17 protein-coding genes are annotated in these 16,177 nt (G+C 42.3%); all 17 read left to right on the top strand.

Annotated features, from left to right (window positions below; genetic code table 11):
- The first annotated feature begins 3 nt into the window (after positions 1 to 3).
- The 17 genes from fliR to tsf all read left to right on the top strand — a co-directional run bounded on the left by fliR (position 4) and on the right by tsf (position 16,142).
- Positions 4 to 783, top strand: a complete 780-nt coding sequence (gene fliR / locus BBEV_RS09070) for a flagellar biosynthetic protein FliR (RefSeq protein ID WP_069365182.1) — start codon at positions 4 to 6, stop codon at positions 781 to 783.
- Between the two features lies 1 nt (position 784).
- The gene (gene flhB, locus BBEV_RS09065; RefSeq protein ID WP_069365181.1) at positions 785 to 1,864 is read left to right on the top strand and encodes a flagellar biosynthesis protein FlhB; all 1,080 of its coding nucleotides are present in this window, start codon (positions 785 to 787) and stop codon (positions 1,862 to 1,864) included.
- Between the two features lie 40 nt (positions 1,865 to 1,904).
- Positions 1,905 to 3,953, top strand: a complete 2,049-nt coding sequence (gene flhA, locus BBEV_RS09060; protein WP_069365180.1) for a flagellar biosynthesis protein FlhA — start codon at positions 1,905 to 1,907, stop codon at positions 3,951 to 3,953.
- Positions 3,950 to 5,110 carry a flagellar biosynthesis GTPase FlhF gene (gene flhF / locus BBEV_RS09055; RefSeq protein ID WP_069365179.1) on the top strand — a complete coding sequence of 387 codons (1,161 nt, stop codon included), beginning with the start codon at positions 3,950 to 3,952 and terminating at the stop codon, positions 5,108 to 5,110. Before flhA ends, flhF begins: the two co-directional genes overlap by 4 nt.
- 5 nt (positions 5,111 to 5,115) lie before the next feature.
- Positions 5,116 to 5,991 carry a MinD/ParA family protein gene (locus tag BBEV_RS09050; RefSeq protein ID WP_069365178.1) on the top strand — a complete coding sequence of 292 codons (876 nt, stop codon included), beginning with the start codon at positions 5,116 to 5,118 and terminating at the stop codon, positions 5,989 to 5,991.
- A gap of 18 nt (positions 5,992 to 6,009) precedes the next feature.
- On the top strand, positions 6,010 to 7,086 hold the full coding sequence (locus tag BBEV_RS09045) for a protein-glutamate methylesterase/protein-glutamine glutaminase (RefSeq protein ID WP_069365177.1): 1,077 nt from the start codon (positions 6,010 to 6,012) through the stop codon (positions 7,084 to 7,086).
- 15 nt (positions 7,087 to 7,101) lie between these two features.
- Positions 7,102 to 9,138, top strand: coding sequence for a chemotaxis protein CheA (locus tag BBEV_RS09040; protein ID WP_069365176.1), 2,037 nt, complete (start codon positions 7,102 to 7,104; stop codon positions 9,136 to 9,138).
- Positions 9,139 to 9,157: 19 nt separating this feature from the next.
- Complete coding sequence (locus BBEV_RS09035; protein ID WP_069365175.1) at positions 9,158 to 9,637, top strand: chemotaxis protein CheW; 480 nt, start codon at positions 9,158 to 9,160, stop codon at positions 9,635 to 9,637.
- Positions 9,638 to 10,279, top strand: a complete 642-nt coding sequence (locus BBEV_RS09030; RefSeq protein ID WP_069365174.1) for a chemotaxis protein CheC — start codon at positions 9,638 to 9,640, stop codon at positions 10,277 to 10,279.
- Positions 10,272 to 10,760, top strand: coding sequence for a chemotaxis protein CheD (locus tag BBEV_RS09025; RefSeq protein ID WP_069365173.1), 489 nt, complete (start codon positions 10,272 to 10,274; stop codon positions 10,758 to 10,760). Before BBEV_RS09030 ends, BBEV_RS09025 begins: the two co-directional genes overlap by 8 nt.
- Positions 10,760 to 11,098 carry a hypothetical protein gene (locus BBEV_RS09020; RefSeq protein ID WP_069365172.1) on the top strand — a complete coding sequence of 113 codons (339 nt, stop codon included), beginning with the start codon at positions 10,760 to 10,762 and terminating at the stop codon, positions 11,096 to 11,098. The genes BBEV_RS09025 and BBEV_RS09020 overlap by 1 nt, the downstream gene beginning before the upstream one ends.
- A 10-nt stretch (positions 11,099 to 11,108) precedes the next feature.
- Complete coding sequence (locus BBEV_RS09015; protein ID WP_069365171.1) at positions 11,109 to 11,876, top strand: FliA/WhiG family RNA polymerase sigma factor; 768 nt, start codon at positions 11,109 to 11,111, stop codon at positions 11,874 to 11,876.
- 59 nt (positions 11,877 to 11,935) lie between these two features.
- Positions 11,936 to 13,318: a flagellar assembly protein A gene (locus BBEV_RS09010; protein WP_069365170.1), complete on the top strand. Its 1,383-nt coding sequence runs from the start codon at positions 11,936 to 11,938 to the stop codon at positions 13,316 to 13,318.
- A 68-nt stretch (positions 13,319 to 13,386) separates the two neighbouring features.
- Entirely contained in the window at positions 13,387 to 13,704 is a 318-nt protein-coding gene (locus tag BBEV_RS09005; protein ID WP_069365169.1) for a hypothetical protein, read from the top strand.
- 9 nt (positions 13,705 to 13,713) lie between these two features.
- Positions 13,714 to 14,262: a DUF6115 domain-containing protein gene (locus BBEV_RS09000; RefSeq protein ID WP_069365168.1), complete on the top strand. Its 549-nt coding sequence runs from the start codon at positions 13,714 to 13,716 to the stop codon at positions 14,260 to 14,262.
- A gap of 168 nt (positions 14,263 to 14,430) precedes the next feature.
- A complete protein-coding gene (gene rpsB / locus BBEV_RS08995; RefSeq protein WP_069365167.1) occupies positions 14,431 to 15,159 on the top strand; it encodes a 30S ribosomal protein S2 in 729 nt (242 codons plus the stop codon).
- Positions 15,160 to 15,254: 95 nt separating this feature from the next.
- Positions 15,255 to 16,142, top strand: a complete 888-nt coding sequence (gene tsf, locus BBEV_RS08990) for a translation elongation factor Ts (RefSeq protein ID WP_069365166.1) — start codon at positions 15,255 to 15,257, stop codon at positions 16,140 to 16,142.
- Positions 16,143 to 16,177 lie beyond the last annotated feature (35 nt).

The raw sequence follows: 16,177 nt of genomic DNA, 5'->3' as shown, positions 1-16,177 counted from the left end.
CCTATGGAAATAGAGGTAGTGGAATGGATTCCGGCATTTCTTCTTGTACTGGTGAGAGTTTCGGCATTTATGCTGACGTTACCTTTCTTCTCTTATCAGACGATTCCACAGCGGTTTAAAATCGGTTTCGCCGGTTTTTTGGCGTGGATTATGATTTTTAATGGTGATTGGCCAGTCATCGAATTGAATTATACATTTATATTGCTGGTCATTAAAGAAGCGTTGGTTGGATTAACAGTTGGGTTAATCGCTTTACTGCTACTTTATGCCATACAAGTAGCGGGTGGCTTGATCGATTTGAAACTCGGTTTTTTGATTGCCAATGTAGTCGATCCGCAAACCGGGACACAGGCACCTTTGATCGGGACATATTTATATACTTTTGCACTGCTCTTTCTCCTTGCGACAAATGCACACCATTTGTTGCTTGACGGTGTCTATTACAGTTATGAATTTATCCCTTTGGATCAAGCATTTTTGCCGTTTGGAAATGAGGATTATGCAGAATTTATAGGTATAACAATGAATACGATGTTTATCATCGCTTTTCAAATGTCTATGCCGATCATGGGATCCATATTTTTGGTTGACGTTGCTCTTGGGTTTATTGCCCGAACGGTTCCGCAAGTCAATGTGTTCGTTGTCGGTTTCCCTTTGAAAATCTTTTTGGGATTTATCTTTATGCTGGTTACCATGCCTGTCTTTTTCGTGCTTGTGAACAATCTGATTGAAACGATCATGGTGACAATGCGAACACTGATGCAGTTGTATGGAGGCGTCTGACATGCGATTAAAGCTGAATTTACAGTACTTCGCCCAAGAAAAAACTGAAAAAGCCACACCCAAAAAGCGACGTGAATCGAGAAACAAGGGGCAGGTGGCGAAAAGTACGGATGTAAATACCGCATTCATTTTAATGTTCGTTTTTTTAATGTTTTTCTTTGCCGGTCCGTTGGTGATTGAACAAATGACTGCGATCGTTCGTTTTTCCATGACAGAATATCTTGTTATGGATGTCACCCCGGAAGCCATGCAACCGTTATTTACGGAGTATATTTTCCAAGCGGCAGTTGCTGTAGCACCTATTATGCTTGCCTCGGTCATTGCAGGTGTTTTTGCGAACTATGTTCAAGTAGGGGTGTTGTTTGCACCGGAAGCCATAAAATTCAAATTGGAAAAAATAAATCCACTAAAAGGGTTTAAACGAATTTTCTCGATTCGAGCACTTGTTGAATTTCTAAAATCGATGATGAAAATCGTTCTGGTAGGTGGCGTTACCGGAATCGTGATCTGGATTTACATGGATGAACTTCTTCGGATAGGATTATATGATGTGGAAGACGGAGCAGTTCTGATTGGGACATTGATCGTTTTTATGGGCCTGGCAGTGGGTTTTTTATTGGTATTCCTTGCAATTCTTGATTATATGTACCAGAAATATGACTTCGAAAAAAATATCCGCATGTCCAAACAGGATGTAAAGGATGAATATAAAAAGACAGAGGGTGATCCTCTGATTAAATCAAAAATAAAAGAAAAGCAGCGCCAAATGGCAATGAGCCGGATGATGCAGGAGGTGCCGAAAGCGGATGTTGTCATTACAAACCCCACGCACTATGCTATCGCATTGAAGTATGATGAAAACGCGATGGAAGCTCCTGTTATCGTGGCGAAGGGCGTCGACTATGTCGCATTGAAACTGATTAATATTGCTAAAAATAACGAAGTGCTTACAGTTGAAAACCGGCCATTAGCCAGATCCCTCTATGCTGAGGCGGAAATCGGCGATCAGGTTCCGGAAGATTTATTCAAAGCAGTTGCAGAAGTATTGGCTTATGTATACCGGATTCAAAAGAAGATCTGAGAATTCCAGGTAACAAGTTGTCAGTTAGGAGAGAAGCAGAATGCCCATTAAAGATTTCAGTATACTGTTAGGCGTAATCTTAATTGTCATTATGCTTATCATTCCACTTCCGACAGGGATTATTGACTTTTTGATTATCATCAATATATCCATTGCGCTGTTGATTATTCTCGTTTCCATGAATACGAGAGAACCGCTGCAATTTTCCATTTTTCCAACGTTACTCCTTTTAGTGACGTTGTTTCGCCTTGGACTGAATGTTTCGACAACACGTGCGATCCTGGGAAATCAAGGGGATGCAGGTAACGTCATCGAAACATTTGGTGATTTTGTTGTCGGAGGAAATGCGCTGGTCGGTTTTGTCGTATTTGTAATTCTGGTTGTTATTCAATTTATCGTGATCACGAAAGGTGCTGAACGAGTATCTGAAGTGGGTGCAAGGTTCACCCTTGATGCGATGCCGGGTAAACAAATGAGTATCGATGCGGATTTGAATGCTGGAATGATATCTGATATCGAAGCGAAGGAACGAAGGCAGAAGATTGAACAGGAAGCAGATTTCTACGGTTCAATGGATGGTGCAAGTAAATTTGTTAAAGGTGATGCGATCGCAGGGATCGTCATCGTGATCATTAATATCATCTTCGGACTTGTTATTGGGATGGTGCAGGAAGGTCTGCCATTGGCTGAAGCAGCAAACAAATATACCTTGCTGACTGTAGGTGACGGTCTTGTTTCTCAGATTCCAGCCTTACTGATTTCGACTGCCACAGGTATTGTTGTTACCCGGGCTGCCTCAGAAGGGAATCTGGGTCATGATATTACAAAACAGCTCCTGGCATATCCAAAAATGCTGTATGTGGCAGGAGGGACGATTTTTTCCCTTGGAGTATTTACACCCATAACGGGATCAGTAACATTTACCATCGCAATGTTATTAGCAATCGGCGGCTTCTTCCTCGAACGCACGAATAAACGGGATTCAATTCTTGAAGAGGAAGCTGAAGAAGAAAAAGAGCAACCCGGAGATGAGGATCCAAAATCTCCGGAGAGTGTTGTCAATCTTCTGCAGGTAGATCCAATTGAATTCGAGTTCGGTTATGGTTTAATTCCACTTGCTGATGCAAATCAGGGCGGAGATCTGTTGGATCGGGTGGTCATGATCCGCAGGCAACTGGCCATTGAAATGGGAATGATCGTGCCTGTTATTCGGATTAGAGACAATATCCAGCTGCAACCGAACGAATACTCAATCAAGATAAAAGGGAATGAAGTTGCGAAAGGTGAATTATTACTGGATCACTTTATGGCTATGAGCCCAGGTGTTGAAGATGAGAATATTCAGGGCATTGAAACAGTTGAACCGGCATTTGGTCTTCCTGCTCAGTGGATTTCAGAGGATCTCAAAGAGCAGGCCGAGCTTTCCGGATATACAGTTGTTGATCCTCCGTCTGTCGTATCGACTCACTTAACCGAAGTGATCAAACGGCATGCGCATGAATTGATTGGGCGACAGGAGACGAAGCAACTGGTAGATCATCTCAGTGAAACGTATCCGACTCTCGTTGAAGAAGTAACACCGAATCCTTTGAGCGTCGGTGATATCCAAAAGGTATTGGCGAACCTCCTTAAGGAAAAAGTATCAATTCGCAACTTGCCTGTTATCTTCGAGACGTTGGCAGATTATGCGCAAATGACTCGGGACACAGATTTGATGACAGAGTATGTCAGGCAATCATTATCCCGGCAAATCACGAAACAATATGCCCAAGAAGGAGAACCACTATACGTCATCACTATGGGTGGTGATGTAGAGAAAATATTGGCCGATTCAGTTCAGCAGACAGAACAAGGTGCATTTCTCAACATCGATCCGCAAATGTCTCAAAAAATCGTGGAGAATACGATGATGGAAGTGCAGAGGCTCCAGGAAACAGGGCACATGCCTGTCATCCTCTGTTCACCTGCTGTCAGAATGTATGTGCATCATTTGATACAGCGTTATATGCCTCAAGTACCGGTTTTATCTTATAATGAATTGGAGCCTCATATTGAGGTTCAGAGTGTAGGGGTGGTGAACAGTCAATGAAAGTGAAAAAATATACAGCAAAAACCATTTCAGATGCCATGGTGAAAATCAAAGATGAGCTTGGACAGGATGCAGTCATTTTAAATTCTAAAAAGGTTGAAAAAGGTGGCATATTGGGACTGTTCACACGAAAAAATGTCGAAGTGATTGCAGCAATTGACCCTGAACAGAAGAAAGCATCAGGCTCTGCAGGAGGGAGTAGCTCTCTTCAAAAAAGAAAGCATGACAACCATAGACCGCCTGTGCAAAGGTCATCAACCGTAAATCAGGATACACATAAATTAGCAGGAGAAATTGATGAATTGAAAAAAATGATTCAGTCAATGCAATACTCATCCACACAGCAAAATTCCGGTGGAACAGAGGACTATCCGGGCAAGCTGGCGGAAGTGAATCATCTCTTGAAAGATCAGGAGATTCTTGATCTTTACCGGTTGGAGATCATGAAAAAATTACTGAAAAGATGGTATCAGGAAAACGGAGATTCACAGCCGGAACGTGAAATTACCAAATGGATAAAGAATGAGTTGGAGCAAAGTCTGATTGATATCCCATTCGGTGGTTTTGATTACCGAAAGAAATACTTGAATCTCGTAGGACCAACCGGGGTTGGAAAAACAACAACAGTTGCTAAAATCGCAGCACATGCAGTGTTAAAGGACAAAAAGAAAGTTGCGTTTATAACGACGGATACGTTTCGAATTGCTGCAATAGAGCAACTGAAAACCTATGCGAAGTTACTGCATGTGCCGGTTGAGGTGGCTTATTCAATCGATGATTTCCAACAAGCTGTGAAGACATTTAATGACTATGACTTTATCATCATTGATTCGGCTGGACGTAATTTCCGAAACAGCCTGTATGTGGAACAATTGAAACAGCTGATTGATTTCAATGAACAGATGGAAACGCACCTTGTGCTCAGTGCGACTGCAAAATATCGTGACATGTTGACCATTATTGAACAGTTTAATCTGATTAAGATTGATAAACTGATATTCTCCAAACTTGATGAGACTGACTCAGTGGGTTTTATGTTTAATGCGATGAAGGACCATCAGATAGGTGCAAGCTATATTACCACTGGTCAGAATGTTCCGGATGATATCGAAGAAGCCAGCCGTGAAAAGATCATCAGCTGGATTACAAGGAGTTGAATGTCATGCGCGACCAGGCAGATGCACTCCGCAAAAAAATGACAGGAAACATGAATCATTCCACAAACAAGCAGGCTGATGTCATTGCTGTTGTCAGTGGTAAGGGTGGCGTAGGGAAGTCTAATTTCACTCTGAATTTCTCAATTGGACTGCAAAAAAAAGGTAAGAAAGTATTGATTATAGACATGGATATCGGAATGGCGAATATTGATATTCTTCTTGGTCAATCGTCAACATATTCAATCGTCGATATGATGAATGAGGAAATGTCTATTTGGTCTATTATGGAAGAGGGCCCTGAAGGGATCCAATACATAGCTGGAGGAAGCGGGTTGAATGATCTTTTTCAAATGAATGATATGAAAGCGGATCATTTATACCGTCAAATCGAAAGTGCTGAATCTGCTTTTGATTACATTTTGCTGGACATGGGTGCAGGTGTGAATAGTAACAGTGCTTATTTTCTGCTCTCTTCCCACAGCGTATTTCTTGTGACGACACCGGAACCAACATCGGTTACCGATGCTTATGCCATGGTAAAGTACATTCATCACCATGAACCTCAGCTGAGGATTTCATTAATTATCAACCGTTCGAGGAGTGTGAAAGATGGCGAGAGGACTGCCGGAAACGTCAAGGAGGTCACAAAAAAATTTCTCGGGAAGAATATAGAACTAATGTCAATTTTTCCTGATGATAATGCAGTTTGGAAGGCCGTTCGTGCACAGACGCCATTTCTTCTTCATAACCCAGGTTCGAAACCAGCAAAAGCAATGAACGAGACTGTCAATATTTTCATTGCTGGAGTAACTCAAGATGAAACAGAAATGAAGCCTACATTCATCGGGCGATTGAAAGGTTTTTTACGTCCTGGATCATAAAGGCGGGAGGAGTCAAAAATGATTCGAGCAGTGGTAGTTGACGATTCAGCATTTATGCGCAAGATGCTGTCAGATATTCTGAATGAACATCCGGAGATTACAGTGGTTGCTACCGCCAGAAATGGCAAAGATGGATTGGATAAAATTGCAGAGCATCAACCTGACGTTGTCACGCTGGATGTCGAGATGCCAGTGATGACAGGTATTGAAGCCCTTGAAGAAATCATGAATACCACAAAGACACCAGTGATTATGGTGAGCAGTATGACCAAAGAAGGTGCAGAAACAACAATGAAGGCCATGGAGCTTGGTGCATTTGATTTCATTGCAAAGCCTTCTGGTGCCATTTCACTCGATATTGAAAAGGTGAAAGATAATCTGTTTGAAAAAGTCTTATATGCCCGACAGGTTTCCAGGAACACATTAACACCACTCAAGAAAATTGCACCGGTCAAAAGGCTGGACCAGTTTAAGAGAACAGCTTTTCACCAGAATAATAAAATCAGTTCTGCCAGTCAAACGACGACGAAGACAATAGTTGCGATTGGAACGTCAACAGGAGGCCCCAAAGCTTTACAACGTGTATTGACTACGCTCCCAGCAGATTTTCCGTATCCAATTATGATCGTTCAGCATATGCCAAAAGGTTTTACGCGCTCGCTGAGCGAACGATTGAACAGCCTGTCGGCAATTACAGTAAAAGAAGCAGAAGATGGTGATATTTTGCAAAAAGGGGTTGCCTATATTGCGCCGGGAGGATACCATTTAAAAGTAAGGAGAATCGGGACTTCAGTCGGGATTCATTTAGATCAATTAGCGTTTGTTAATGGTCACAGGCCATCAGTAGATGCGATGCTGTTGTCTTTAGCTGAAATCTGCCCTGAACGGGTCATTGCAGTCGTGATGACGGGAATGGGTGCAGATGGTAAGGAAGGGCTTATTCGATTGAAAAAAGCCCATAATACTACAGTGATTGCAGAATCTGAAAATACGGCTGTTGTGTATGGCATGCCCAAGGCTGCTTTTGAAGCGAATATAGTCGACGCTGTAAGAGATCTGAACGATATTTCTTCAGAAATTCTGAAGCATTGTTAATTTAGGAGGGTTTGTATGGAACGGAACCAGTATTTAGAGATGTTTATTGATGAAAGCACTGAACACTTGCAAGCGATGAATACCAACCTGCTTGATTTGGAGAAAAACCCGCAGGATCTTAAAATTGTAAATGAAATATTCCGTTCGGCTCATACTCTGAAGGGGATGGCTGCTACAATGGGTTATGATGACCTGGCCAGTCTGACTCATCAGATGGAAAATGTACTGGATGGTATTCGAAACGAAAACATTGAAACAACAACAAAACTAATGGATGTCGTTTTTGAATCTGTCGATGATTTGGAGTACATGGTAAATGATATTGCAGATGGTGGAGAAGGTAAAAAAGATGTGACAGAAGTTGTAGCTAAACTGGAACAGATCGAAAATGGCGAAGAAACGACGAATGAACCATCAGGTTCCTTGTCCCCCCTAAATGATTCTGAAGCTGCTGAAGTATCCTACGACGATTTCGAACATACGGTGATCCGACAAAGTCATGAACAAGGCTTTACACCAATGCAGATCCGCATTTCGCTTCGAGAAGATGTGATACTCAAAGCAGCAAGAGTCTTTATGGTATTTGAAGTACTCGAACAGGTCGGAGAAGTGATCAAATCGCTTCCAGCTGTGGATAAACTGGAAGAAGAGGATTTTGATCTATCGTTCGATGTGACACTGGTTACTAAGACTGGAGCGGAAGAAGTGAAATCTCGAGTCATGAAGGTATCAGAAATTGAGGATGTTCAGATAACCGAAATTAACGTAACCGATATCGACAATGAAGAAACAGCTAATACTCAAGGTGATTCGCCGGAAATTCAACCTGCTGAGGTGAAAGAAGAAGCTGAGAATCAACTTCAGGTCAAGCAACCCGAAAAAGATGAAAAGGTTTCACAGGCATCCAATAAAACGATACGAGTGAATATTGATCGTCTCGATAGTCTGATGAATTTGTTCGAGGAACTTGTCATCGACCGTGGTCGTCTTGAACAAATTTCCAAAGATATGAAGAGTGCCGAATTAACCGAAACCGTAGAACATATGTCCCGCATTTCAGGTGATTTGCAAAATATTATTTTGAATATGCGAATGGTACCGGTGGAACAAGTGTTTAACAGATTCCCTCGAATGGTGAGGGGGCTTGCTAAAGACCTGAATAAAAAAATTCGACTGGAGATTATCGGCGCTGAGACGGAGCTCGATCGCACGGTGATTGATGAGATTGGCGATCCTCTTGTTCATTTACTGAGAAATTCGATCGATCACGGTATCGAAATGCCTGCAGAACGGAAACAAGCCGGCAAAAACGACGAAGGTCATATTACACTCAAAGCCTATCATAGCGGAAACCACGTCTTTATTGAAGTTGCTGATGATGGCTCGGGGGTTAATCGTGAAGGAGTTCTTCGAAAGGCAATCAAAAGCGGTATTGTGACGGAAGAAAACTCCCACAGTATGACAGATCGTCAAGTTTATGAGCTCTTATTCTCAAGTGGACTGAGTACAACTGATGTAATTTCTGACGTGTCGGGTCGCGGAGTGGGCTTGGATGTGGTAAAAAACAAAATTGAATCTCTTGGTGGAAATGTAGCTGTCACATCAAAACCGGGTCAGGGCACCACTTTCTCTATTCAATTGCCGCTAACCCTTTCAATCATATCCGTTATGCTCGTGGAGGTTCAAAAAGAGATTTACGCAATCCCCCTTTCCTCGATCATTGAAACTGCAATCATAAAGAAAGACGATATCATGTCCGCACATAACCAGAAAGTGATTGACTTCCGTGGCAGTGTTGTTCCGTTGATTGATTTGACACACTTCTTTGAGGTTCCTGTAACAAAAGACGAGGATGATTATTATTCGATCGTCATCGTAAGGAAAGGTGAAAAGATGGCTGCACTTGTTGTTAATTCGTTCATCGGTCAACAGGAAATCGTATTGAAATCATTGGGCAATTACTTGAATAGTGTTTTTGCTATTTCAGGTGCTACAATTCTTGGAAATGGACAAGTGGCACTGATCGTGGATTGCAACGCACTAATCAAATAAATGAGGAGGCGAACAGAATATGTCTGAAGAAGTAATGACTCAGGACGTAAAAGTGATCATCTTTCAGTTGAAAGATGAAGAGTATGGCGTGGAAGTTGAACAAGTTCGGTCGATTGAGCGGGTGCTTCATATTACCCGTGTTCCAAGCACACCGGATTTTGTTGAAGGTGTCATCAATCTAAGAGGTGTTGTAACGCCGATCATTGATCTCAGAAAACGCTTTGATATTGAGGGAATTGATCATTCAGAAGCAACCCGGGTCATCATCGTAACAGTAGGAGAGATGGATGTAGGTCTGGTCGTCGATTCTGCAAATGATGTGATCGATATTCCAAAAGATGCAATCGAGCCCCCACCTGAAGTAGTGGGAGGTCTTGAAGCAGCATATATTCGAGGGGTGGCAAAACTCGAGAAAAGGCTGTTAATTCTACTGAATCTGGATAAGGTTTTAAACCCGGATGAGCTTGAAGATATTCAGGAAATGGAAAGGGATGCTTAAATGTTCGATTATGAACACATAACCAATGATCATCTGGATATTCTGAGGGAGATTGGAAATATTGGTGCAGGGAATGCAGCGACGTCACTGTCTGCGATGCTTTCAAAAACAATCGATATGAAAGTGCCATCAGTCAGAGTTGTGCCATTCAATGACATCTGCGAATCAGTTGGTGGTGAGGAAGCGGTCGTCGCCGCAGTTTTTCTCAGAATTGATGGCGATGCTCCTGGCAGTATGTTTTTCATGTTGCCGGCTGATGAAGCCTCGTCATTGATTCAACAATTGATTATGGATCCATCCGTTGATTTTGCATCGAGTGACATACCTGAAATGGCGCTTTCAGCGATGAATGAAGTGGGAAATATTTTGTCTGGATCGTATTTATCTGCCCTGTCAGATTTCACAAAATTAAATTTACAACCCACACCACCGGCCGTTGCGATTGATATGTCCATGGCGATCTTATCGTTTGGCTTAGTGGAGATCTCTAAAGTCGGGGACTATGCCATTCTGATTGATACAGAAATTAACGAAAAAGATGAGGATAACTCGGTACAGACAAAAGGGCATTTCTTTTTACTTCCGGACCCGGATTCCCTGGGAATCATTTTTCGTTCATTAGGAGTTAACCCTGATGAGTAATGTTGTTAAAGTTGGCATGGCTGATCTGAATGTTGTTACATCACCGGATACCATCCGAACCTCAGGGTTGGGATCTTGTGTTGGTGTGATATTGTACGATGAACGGGCACAGGTTGCCGGTATGGCTCATGTTATGCTTCCGGATTCATCTTACGCCAGGAACGACAAACTCAATCGGGCAAAATATGCAGATACAGCATTGGAGGACCTGATCGATCGTGTAGTGGCAATCGGTGCGACGAAACCGCGTTTGAAAGCGAAAATGGCTGGAGGCGCGCAAATGTTTAATTTTTCATCGTCCAATGAGGCGATGCGTATCGGACCGAGGAATGCCGAATCAGTAAAGGAGCAGCTGAAGAAATTCCGTGTTCCTGTTGTCTATGAAGATACAGGTGGCGGTAGCGGAAGAACGATTGAATTTAATCCTGCAACTTCTGTACTGGAAATCAGAACTGTGAATAAAGGTGTGATCAAAGTCTGATGAAATCTTTTTACATGAAGTCTGTCATTGTCGCTTCATCATTTTCTTTTTTGATACTTTTTATCGCTTCATTACAGTCAAATACGATTCCGACATCGATTTTTCGCGGGAGCATCGGACTATTGCCTGGTGCTCTCTTTGGTATTATCCTTGCATATATATGGGATTTAGTATTCATGGATGTTGGACCTTCTTCATCCGGATCGATGAAAAAAACAAACAAGCACAATCATCAGACGGAAGAAATAACGCATGATGAGCATAGTCAGGATACATCATACTCTGCAGAAACTGACAAGCAGGCTGCGGAGTTCGTAAAGTCCAGGCTGAACGATTAGGAGGGTTCAAATGTCCCGGTTGTCATTCACAGCTCAATTAGATAAGGATTGGAAATCCTGGACTTCGTCTCGGGACCGTTCTGCGGGAAACCGTTTGATTGAAGCGTATATGCCTTTGGTCGATTATCACGTCCAACGAATCGGTATTCACCTCCCCAAAAACGTTTCACATGATGATTTAAGGAGTCACGGACTAATGGGGCTATACGATGCTTTGGAAAAATTTGATCTCAAAAGAGAATTGAAATTTGATACCTATGCTTCTTTCAGGGTCAGAGGTGCCATTATAGATGGACTGCGACAGGAAGACTGGCTGCCCAGAACATTGAGGGATAAGGCGAAAAAGATAGAGCAGGTAACTGAAACACTTGAGCAGCAATTGGGGCGAAACGTTACTGCTATGGAAATTGCAGATGAAACAGGAATGACGGAGAATGAAGTCATTCGCACCTCGAATGAGAGCTATTTTTCACACCGTTTGTCCATTGACGAGCCAACTCAGGATGACGATCAGACCGAAACCTATGCATCATCCATCGCTGATCAGCAATCATTGACTCCTGCTGAATCATTAAGTAAGCAGTCAGATTATGCCGAGTTGGCTGAAGCGATTCAGACATTGAATGAAAAGGAACAATTGGTGATCACACTGTTTTATTATGAAGAGCTCACATTAACTGAAATTGGAGAAGCGCTCTCTTTGTCGACGTCCAGAATATCGCAAATTCATTCCAAATCCGTTTTTAAATTGCAGCAGCAACTCAAATCTGGCAGATAAGAATGAACTTTTAATTGTCAGTCTCGATTATCGCAGGACCACTTTAGGGGGAATCTTTAATGATAGACTTATACAATATGATAGATATCGAAATATCGGACGATCAAATGAAGGCGGAATTAAAGCAATCTGCCCCCTTTCCTGAAGGTGTGTCAAAGGACGATATTTTAAAATTCCTCAGAGAATCTGGGATTGTTTTTGGTATACATGAAGAACGTATTGATGCATTGATCAAGGGTGTAAATAAAACGCCATTGACGATAGCAGAGGGTGTGAAACCTCAGAATGGTAAAGATGGCTATATCTGGTCCATGCTTGATGAAGATGATTCTGAGTTTACTGATGAACAGTTGGAGTCAAAACAGATGGTTGATTTGAAACAGGTGATTCAGATTCCATCCGTGACGAAAGGGGAAGTCGTTGGCAGAAAAATTAACCCCACCGATGCAATTCCGGGAACGAATATTGCAGGTGAAGAGGTCAAAGGTCGAAACGGGAAAGAAGTTGTTCTGAGGCAAGGAAAAAATACAAAACTTCAAGATGAAGGAGCAACACTGGTAGCCAATATTGATGGACAGGTTTCTGTTGAACCTCGTGTGATCCACGTTTATCCGGTATTTGAAGTACATGGGGACGTCAATATGAGAACCGGGAATATTGATTTTGTCGGTAATGTCAATATTCGAGGAAGTGTGCCATCCGGCTTTGAAATTAAAGCGAAAGGTGATATTCGTGTGCACGGGTCAGTTGAAGCTGCGCACTTGGAAGCAGGCGGTTCGATTTATATTCATCAAGGTGTTGTTGCACAAGGCGGAGGGTTAATTGCTGCTGAATCAGAGCTCGTTACGTCTTTTTTGAATCAGGCTAATGTGAAAGCCGGAGGCAATGTTACAGTAACGAAATCGATTTTACATAGTAAGGTGGAAACAGATGGTGTGTTAAATTGCTTTGACCGCAATGGCAGTATTTGTGGAGGTTCTGTCTCAGCGGTGGCTGGTTTGGATGCCAACGAAATTGGCAATGAAATGAATACGCCTACATCTGTATATGTGGGGGTCAGTCAATCGATTTTGGAAAAAGAAAAGGCCAATAAAAAATTGAAAGCAGAGGCAGAAGATAATCTTCAAAAACTGGGTGTTCTCTTGAAAAAACTTGTGAATAAAGAGAAGGAGAACGCTCTATCTGCTCAGGAAAAAGTTACAAAGCTTCGTATCCGAAAATCATTTGCAGAAGCTCATGAAAATCTTAATATTGCTCAATCAGGACTTGATTCGGTCAGTGAGATTATAGAAGCCGTCGATCCGATTAAAGTGAAGGTGCGCAAAACCGTTTATCCTCAGGTGGATATTCATTTCGGGAAATACCGTAAACGGATCACAACAAAGCACAAAGGTGTTTCGTTTTTCCTTGATAAATCGGAAATAAGATTCGAACCCCTGTGATATTTTTGATATAATAGGAATCATAACAAAAAGTGATCTCAAATACCGTTACAGGGAGTGAAGTGACCATGAGTGGATTAAGGGCAATTGATCTTCAAATGGCAATGCCACGGGCACAAATGGCGGGTAAAATTCAGGATCAGCTTCAGCAGCGCGGGCAAACAGCTCAGGATATGATGGCAGAATCCGGGCAACAGCAAGATCAACGTGATGCTTCCAGAGTAACAACACTTGATGGCGTCGTCCAAAACCGTGCTGAAAATAATGGAGCAAATGCTCTAGGTAAAGCTGAATCTGAAATGGAAAAACAACGGCCCGAAGAACAGCTCACGACATCCATGGTGCCTCACCCTTTTAAAGGGAATTTATTTGATGAAATCCGTTAAGGAGATAGTATGATTTATTTACTTATTCTCAGTTTCTTTTTACACTTGGTCAGCATTTTTGCTATTGTGACACTTTATCAGAAAACGGAAGCATTCAAGCCAATGGATAAAGAGCAGACCCTGAGAGAGATGGAAGATTTGCTGGTCTCATATACAACTGAAATGAAAGAAAATAACGAACGGATTGCCAGGCGTCTCAGTAAATTAAATCTTGAGCAGGCAAAACCGACAAACTTCGAGAAAGAGTCCCGTGACCCAACGGAAGAGCAAAAGCAGGGAAATCAGCATCCTTCTGAGAAACCTGAGAAGGATGCTGATTTTGTGAATAAATCCTCTGCTGCCTCTTTGAAGGAGCTGAATCGGGAACAAACCAATGAAAAGGATGAATATGGGGGATACAAACCACCTTCCATTCCGGATGACGATGTGAAAGTAAATACATCGAGTACATCCCGGATCCTGTCCATGCATGCCCAAGGAGAAAGTCCGCAGGAAATTGCCCGCAAACTCCAGATGGGTGCAGGTGAAGTTGAACTTCTCTTGAAATTTCACCAATAAAATTCTGCTGTGATCATTGTCTTCAGCACTTGTCTGTGTTATATTAATCTTCGGTGTCATCACACACGCAACCTGATCCGGGTAAGGGTGCTTGACGAAAGTTAAGTCTTACTGAGGAAATGATGGTTGCGGAGGACAAAATAAAACCAAGAAGAGGAGGTGAGTGATGTGGCAGTAATTTCCATGAAGCAACTACTTGAAGCAGGTGTTCACTTCGGTCATCAGACACGACGTTGGAACCCTAAAATGGATCGCTACATCTTCACAGAAAGAAACGGTATTTACATCATCGACCTTCAAAAGACGGTCAGAAAAGTGGACGAAGCATTTAAATTCGTTCGTAACATGGCGGCTGATGGCGGTACTATGCTTTTCGTCGGAACGAAAAAACAGGCGCAGGATTCTGTAGCTGAAGAAGCAGAACGTTGCGGGATGTACTACATCAATCAGCGCTGGCTCGGTGGTACACTGACCAACTTTGAAACGATCCGTAAGCGGATCAATCGTCTGAAAGACATTGAAAAAATGCAAGAAGATGGTACATTCGATGTCCTTCCGAAAAAAGAAGTTGTTCTTATTAAAAAAGAATGGGATCGTTTAGAGAAATTTCTAGGCGGTATCAAAGAAATGACAAAGCTTCCTGACGCACTGTTTATCATCGATCCTCGTAAAGAGCGTATTGCTGTAGCAGAAGCGATTAAGTTAAATATCCCGATTGTCGGGATTGTGGACACGAACTGTGATCCAGATGAGATTGATTACGTAATTCCAGGTAATGACGATGCAATTCGAGCCGTTCGACTATTAACATCGAAAATGGCTGATGCGATTATCGAAGGTAATTTGACTGAAGAAGTCGCTGAAGAAGAGTCACAGACCGAAGAAAAAACGGTTTAATCTGTCCGTCCTAAAGGGTGATAGAGGGTTTGCCCCTTTATCACCCTTTTCTCTGAATACAGATGATTTTACAGAATCTAAGGAGGCAACTGAAAATGGAAATTTCAGCAAAAATGGTAAAAGAACTTCGTGAAAAAACAGGTGCAGGCATGATGGACTGCAAAAAAGCCTTGACTGAAACAGACGGTGACATGGAAAGCGCAATTGAATTTCTCCGTGAAAAAGGTATTGCTAAAGCAGCGAAAAAAGCTGACCGTGTGGCAGCAGAAGGTTTGTCGCAGGCAATCGTTCAAGGAAATAAAGCTGTACTCGTTGAAGTGAATTCTGAAACAGATTTCGTATCAAAGAACGAAAACTTCGTAAACATGGTAAATGAAGTAGCGAAGCATATTTTGGAGAATCAGCCAAAGGACGTTGAAGAAGCGCTGAGTCAGTCCTTTAAAGGCAGCGGAGAAGGCGACACACTCGAAGCATTTATCAATAACCAGATTGCAAAAATTGGTGAAAAAATTTCTCTTCGACGTTTCGAATTGGTAGAGGCAGAAGAAGACGAAGTATTTGGTGCCTATATTCATATGGGTGGACGAATTGGTGTCTTGACCGTATTGAACGGCTCAGATGAACATGTGGCAAAGGATATTGCCATGCATGTAGCTGCACTGAATCCGAAGTATGTCCGTCGTGAAGAAGTGGATGCTGAAGTCGTGGATGCAGAGCGAGAAGTCTTAAAACAACAGGCATTGAACGAAGGAAAACCCGAGAAAATCGTGGAAAAAATGGTGGAAGGCCGTCTGAGCAAGTTCTTTGAAGAAGTTTGTTTGAATGAGCAAGCTTTTGTTAAAGATGGTGATCAAAAAGTAGGGAAATATGTTGCTTCAAAAGGTGGCGAAGTTAAAACATTCTTCCGCTATGAAGTAGGCGAAGGTATGGAAAAAAGAGAAGAGAACTTTGCTGATGAAGTAATGTCACAAGTGAACAAATAACAAACCGGAAGGGGCACATCGTGTCCCTTTTTCGT

The organism is Salisediminibacterium beveridgei (assembly GCF_001721685.1).
Lineage (GTDB): Bacteria > Bacillota > Bacilli > Bacillales > Salisediminibacteriaceae > Salisediminibacterium > Salisediminibacterium beveridgei.
This window is presented reverse-complemented; position numbering and strand designations above follow the sequence as displayed.

Bases quoted from the DNA above. Each gene is read 5' to 3' on its own strand.
- BBEV_RS09010 (WP_069365170.1), top strand. From the start codon at position 11,936: ATGATAGACTTATACAATATGATAGATATCGAAATATCGGACGATCAA.
- flhB (WP_069365181.1), top strand. From the start codon at position 785: ATGCGATTAAAGCTGAATTTACAGTACTTCGCCCAAGAAAAAACTGAA.
- flhF (WP_069365179.1), top strand. From the start codon at position 3,950: ATGAAAGTGAAAAAATATACAGCAAAAACCATTTCAGATGCCATGGTG.
- BBEV_RS09030 (WP_069365174.1), top strand. From the start codon at position 9,638: ATGTTCGATTATGAACACATAACCAATGATCATCTGGATATTCTGAGG.
- flhA (WP_069365180.1), top strand. From the start codon at position 1,905: ATGCCCATTAAAGATTTCAGTATACTGTTAGGCGTAATCTTAATTGTC.
- tsf (WP_069365166.1), top strand. From the start codon at position 15,255: ATGGAAATTTCAGCAAAAATGGTAAAAGAACTTCGTGAAAAAACAGGT.
- BBEV_RS09035 (WP_069365175.1), top strand. From the start codon at position 9,158: ATGTCTGAAGAAGTAATGACTCAGGACGTAAAAGTGATCATCTTTCAG.
- BBEV_RS09045 (WP_069365177.1), top strand. From the start codon at position 6,010: ATGATTCGAGCAGTGGTAGTTGACGATTCAGCATTTATGCGCAAGATG.
- BBEV_RS09040 (WP_069365176.1), top strand. From the start codon at position 7,102: ATGGAACGGAACCAGTATTTAGAGATGTTTATTGATGAAAGCACTGAA.
- BBEV_RS09050 (WP_069365178.1), top strand. From the start codon at position 5,116: ATGCGCGACCAGGCAGATGCACTCCGCAAAAAAATGACAGGAAACATG.
- BBEV_RS09000 (WP_069365168.1), top strand. From the start codon at position 13,714: ATGATTTATTTACTTATTCTCAGTTTCTTTTTACACTTGGTCAGCATT.
- fliR (WP_069365182.1), top strand. From the start codon at position 4: ATGGAAATAGAGGTAGTGGAATGGATTCCGGCATTTCTTCTTGTACTG.
- BBEV_RS09005 (WP_069365169.1), top strand. From the start codon at position 13,387: ATGAGTGGATTAAGGGCAATTGATCTTCAAATGGCAATGCCACGGGCA.
- BBEV_RS09020 (WP_069365172.1), top strand. From the start codon at position 10,760: ATGAAATCTTTTTACATGAAGTCTGTCATTGTCGCTTCATCATTTTCT.
- BBEV_RS09015 (WP_069365171.1), top strand. From the start codon at position 11,109: ATGTCCCGGTTGTCATTCACAGCTCAATTAGATAAGGATTGGAAATCC.
- BBEV_RS09025 (WP_069365173.1), top strand. From the start codon at position 10,272: ATGAGTAATGTTGTTAAAGTTGGCATGGCTGATCTGAATGTTGTTACA.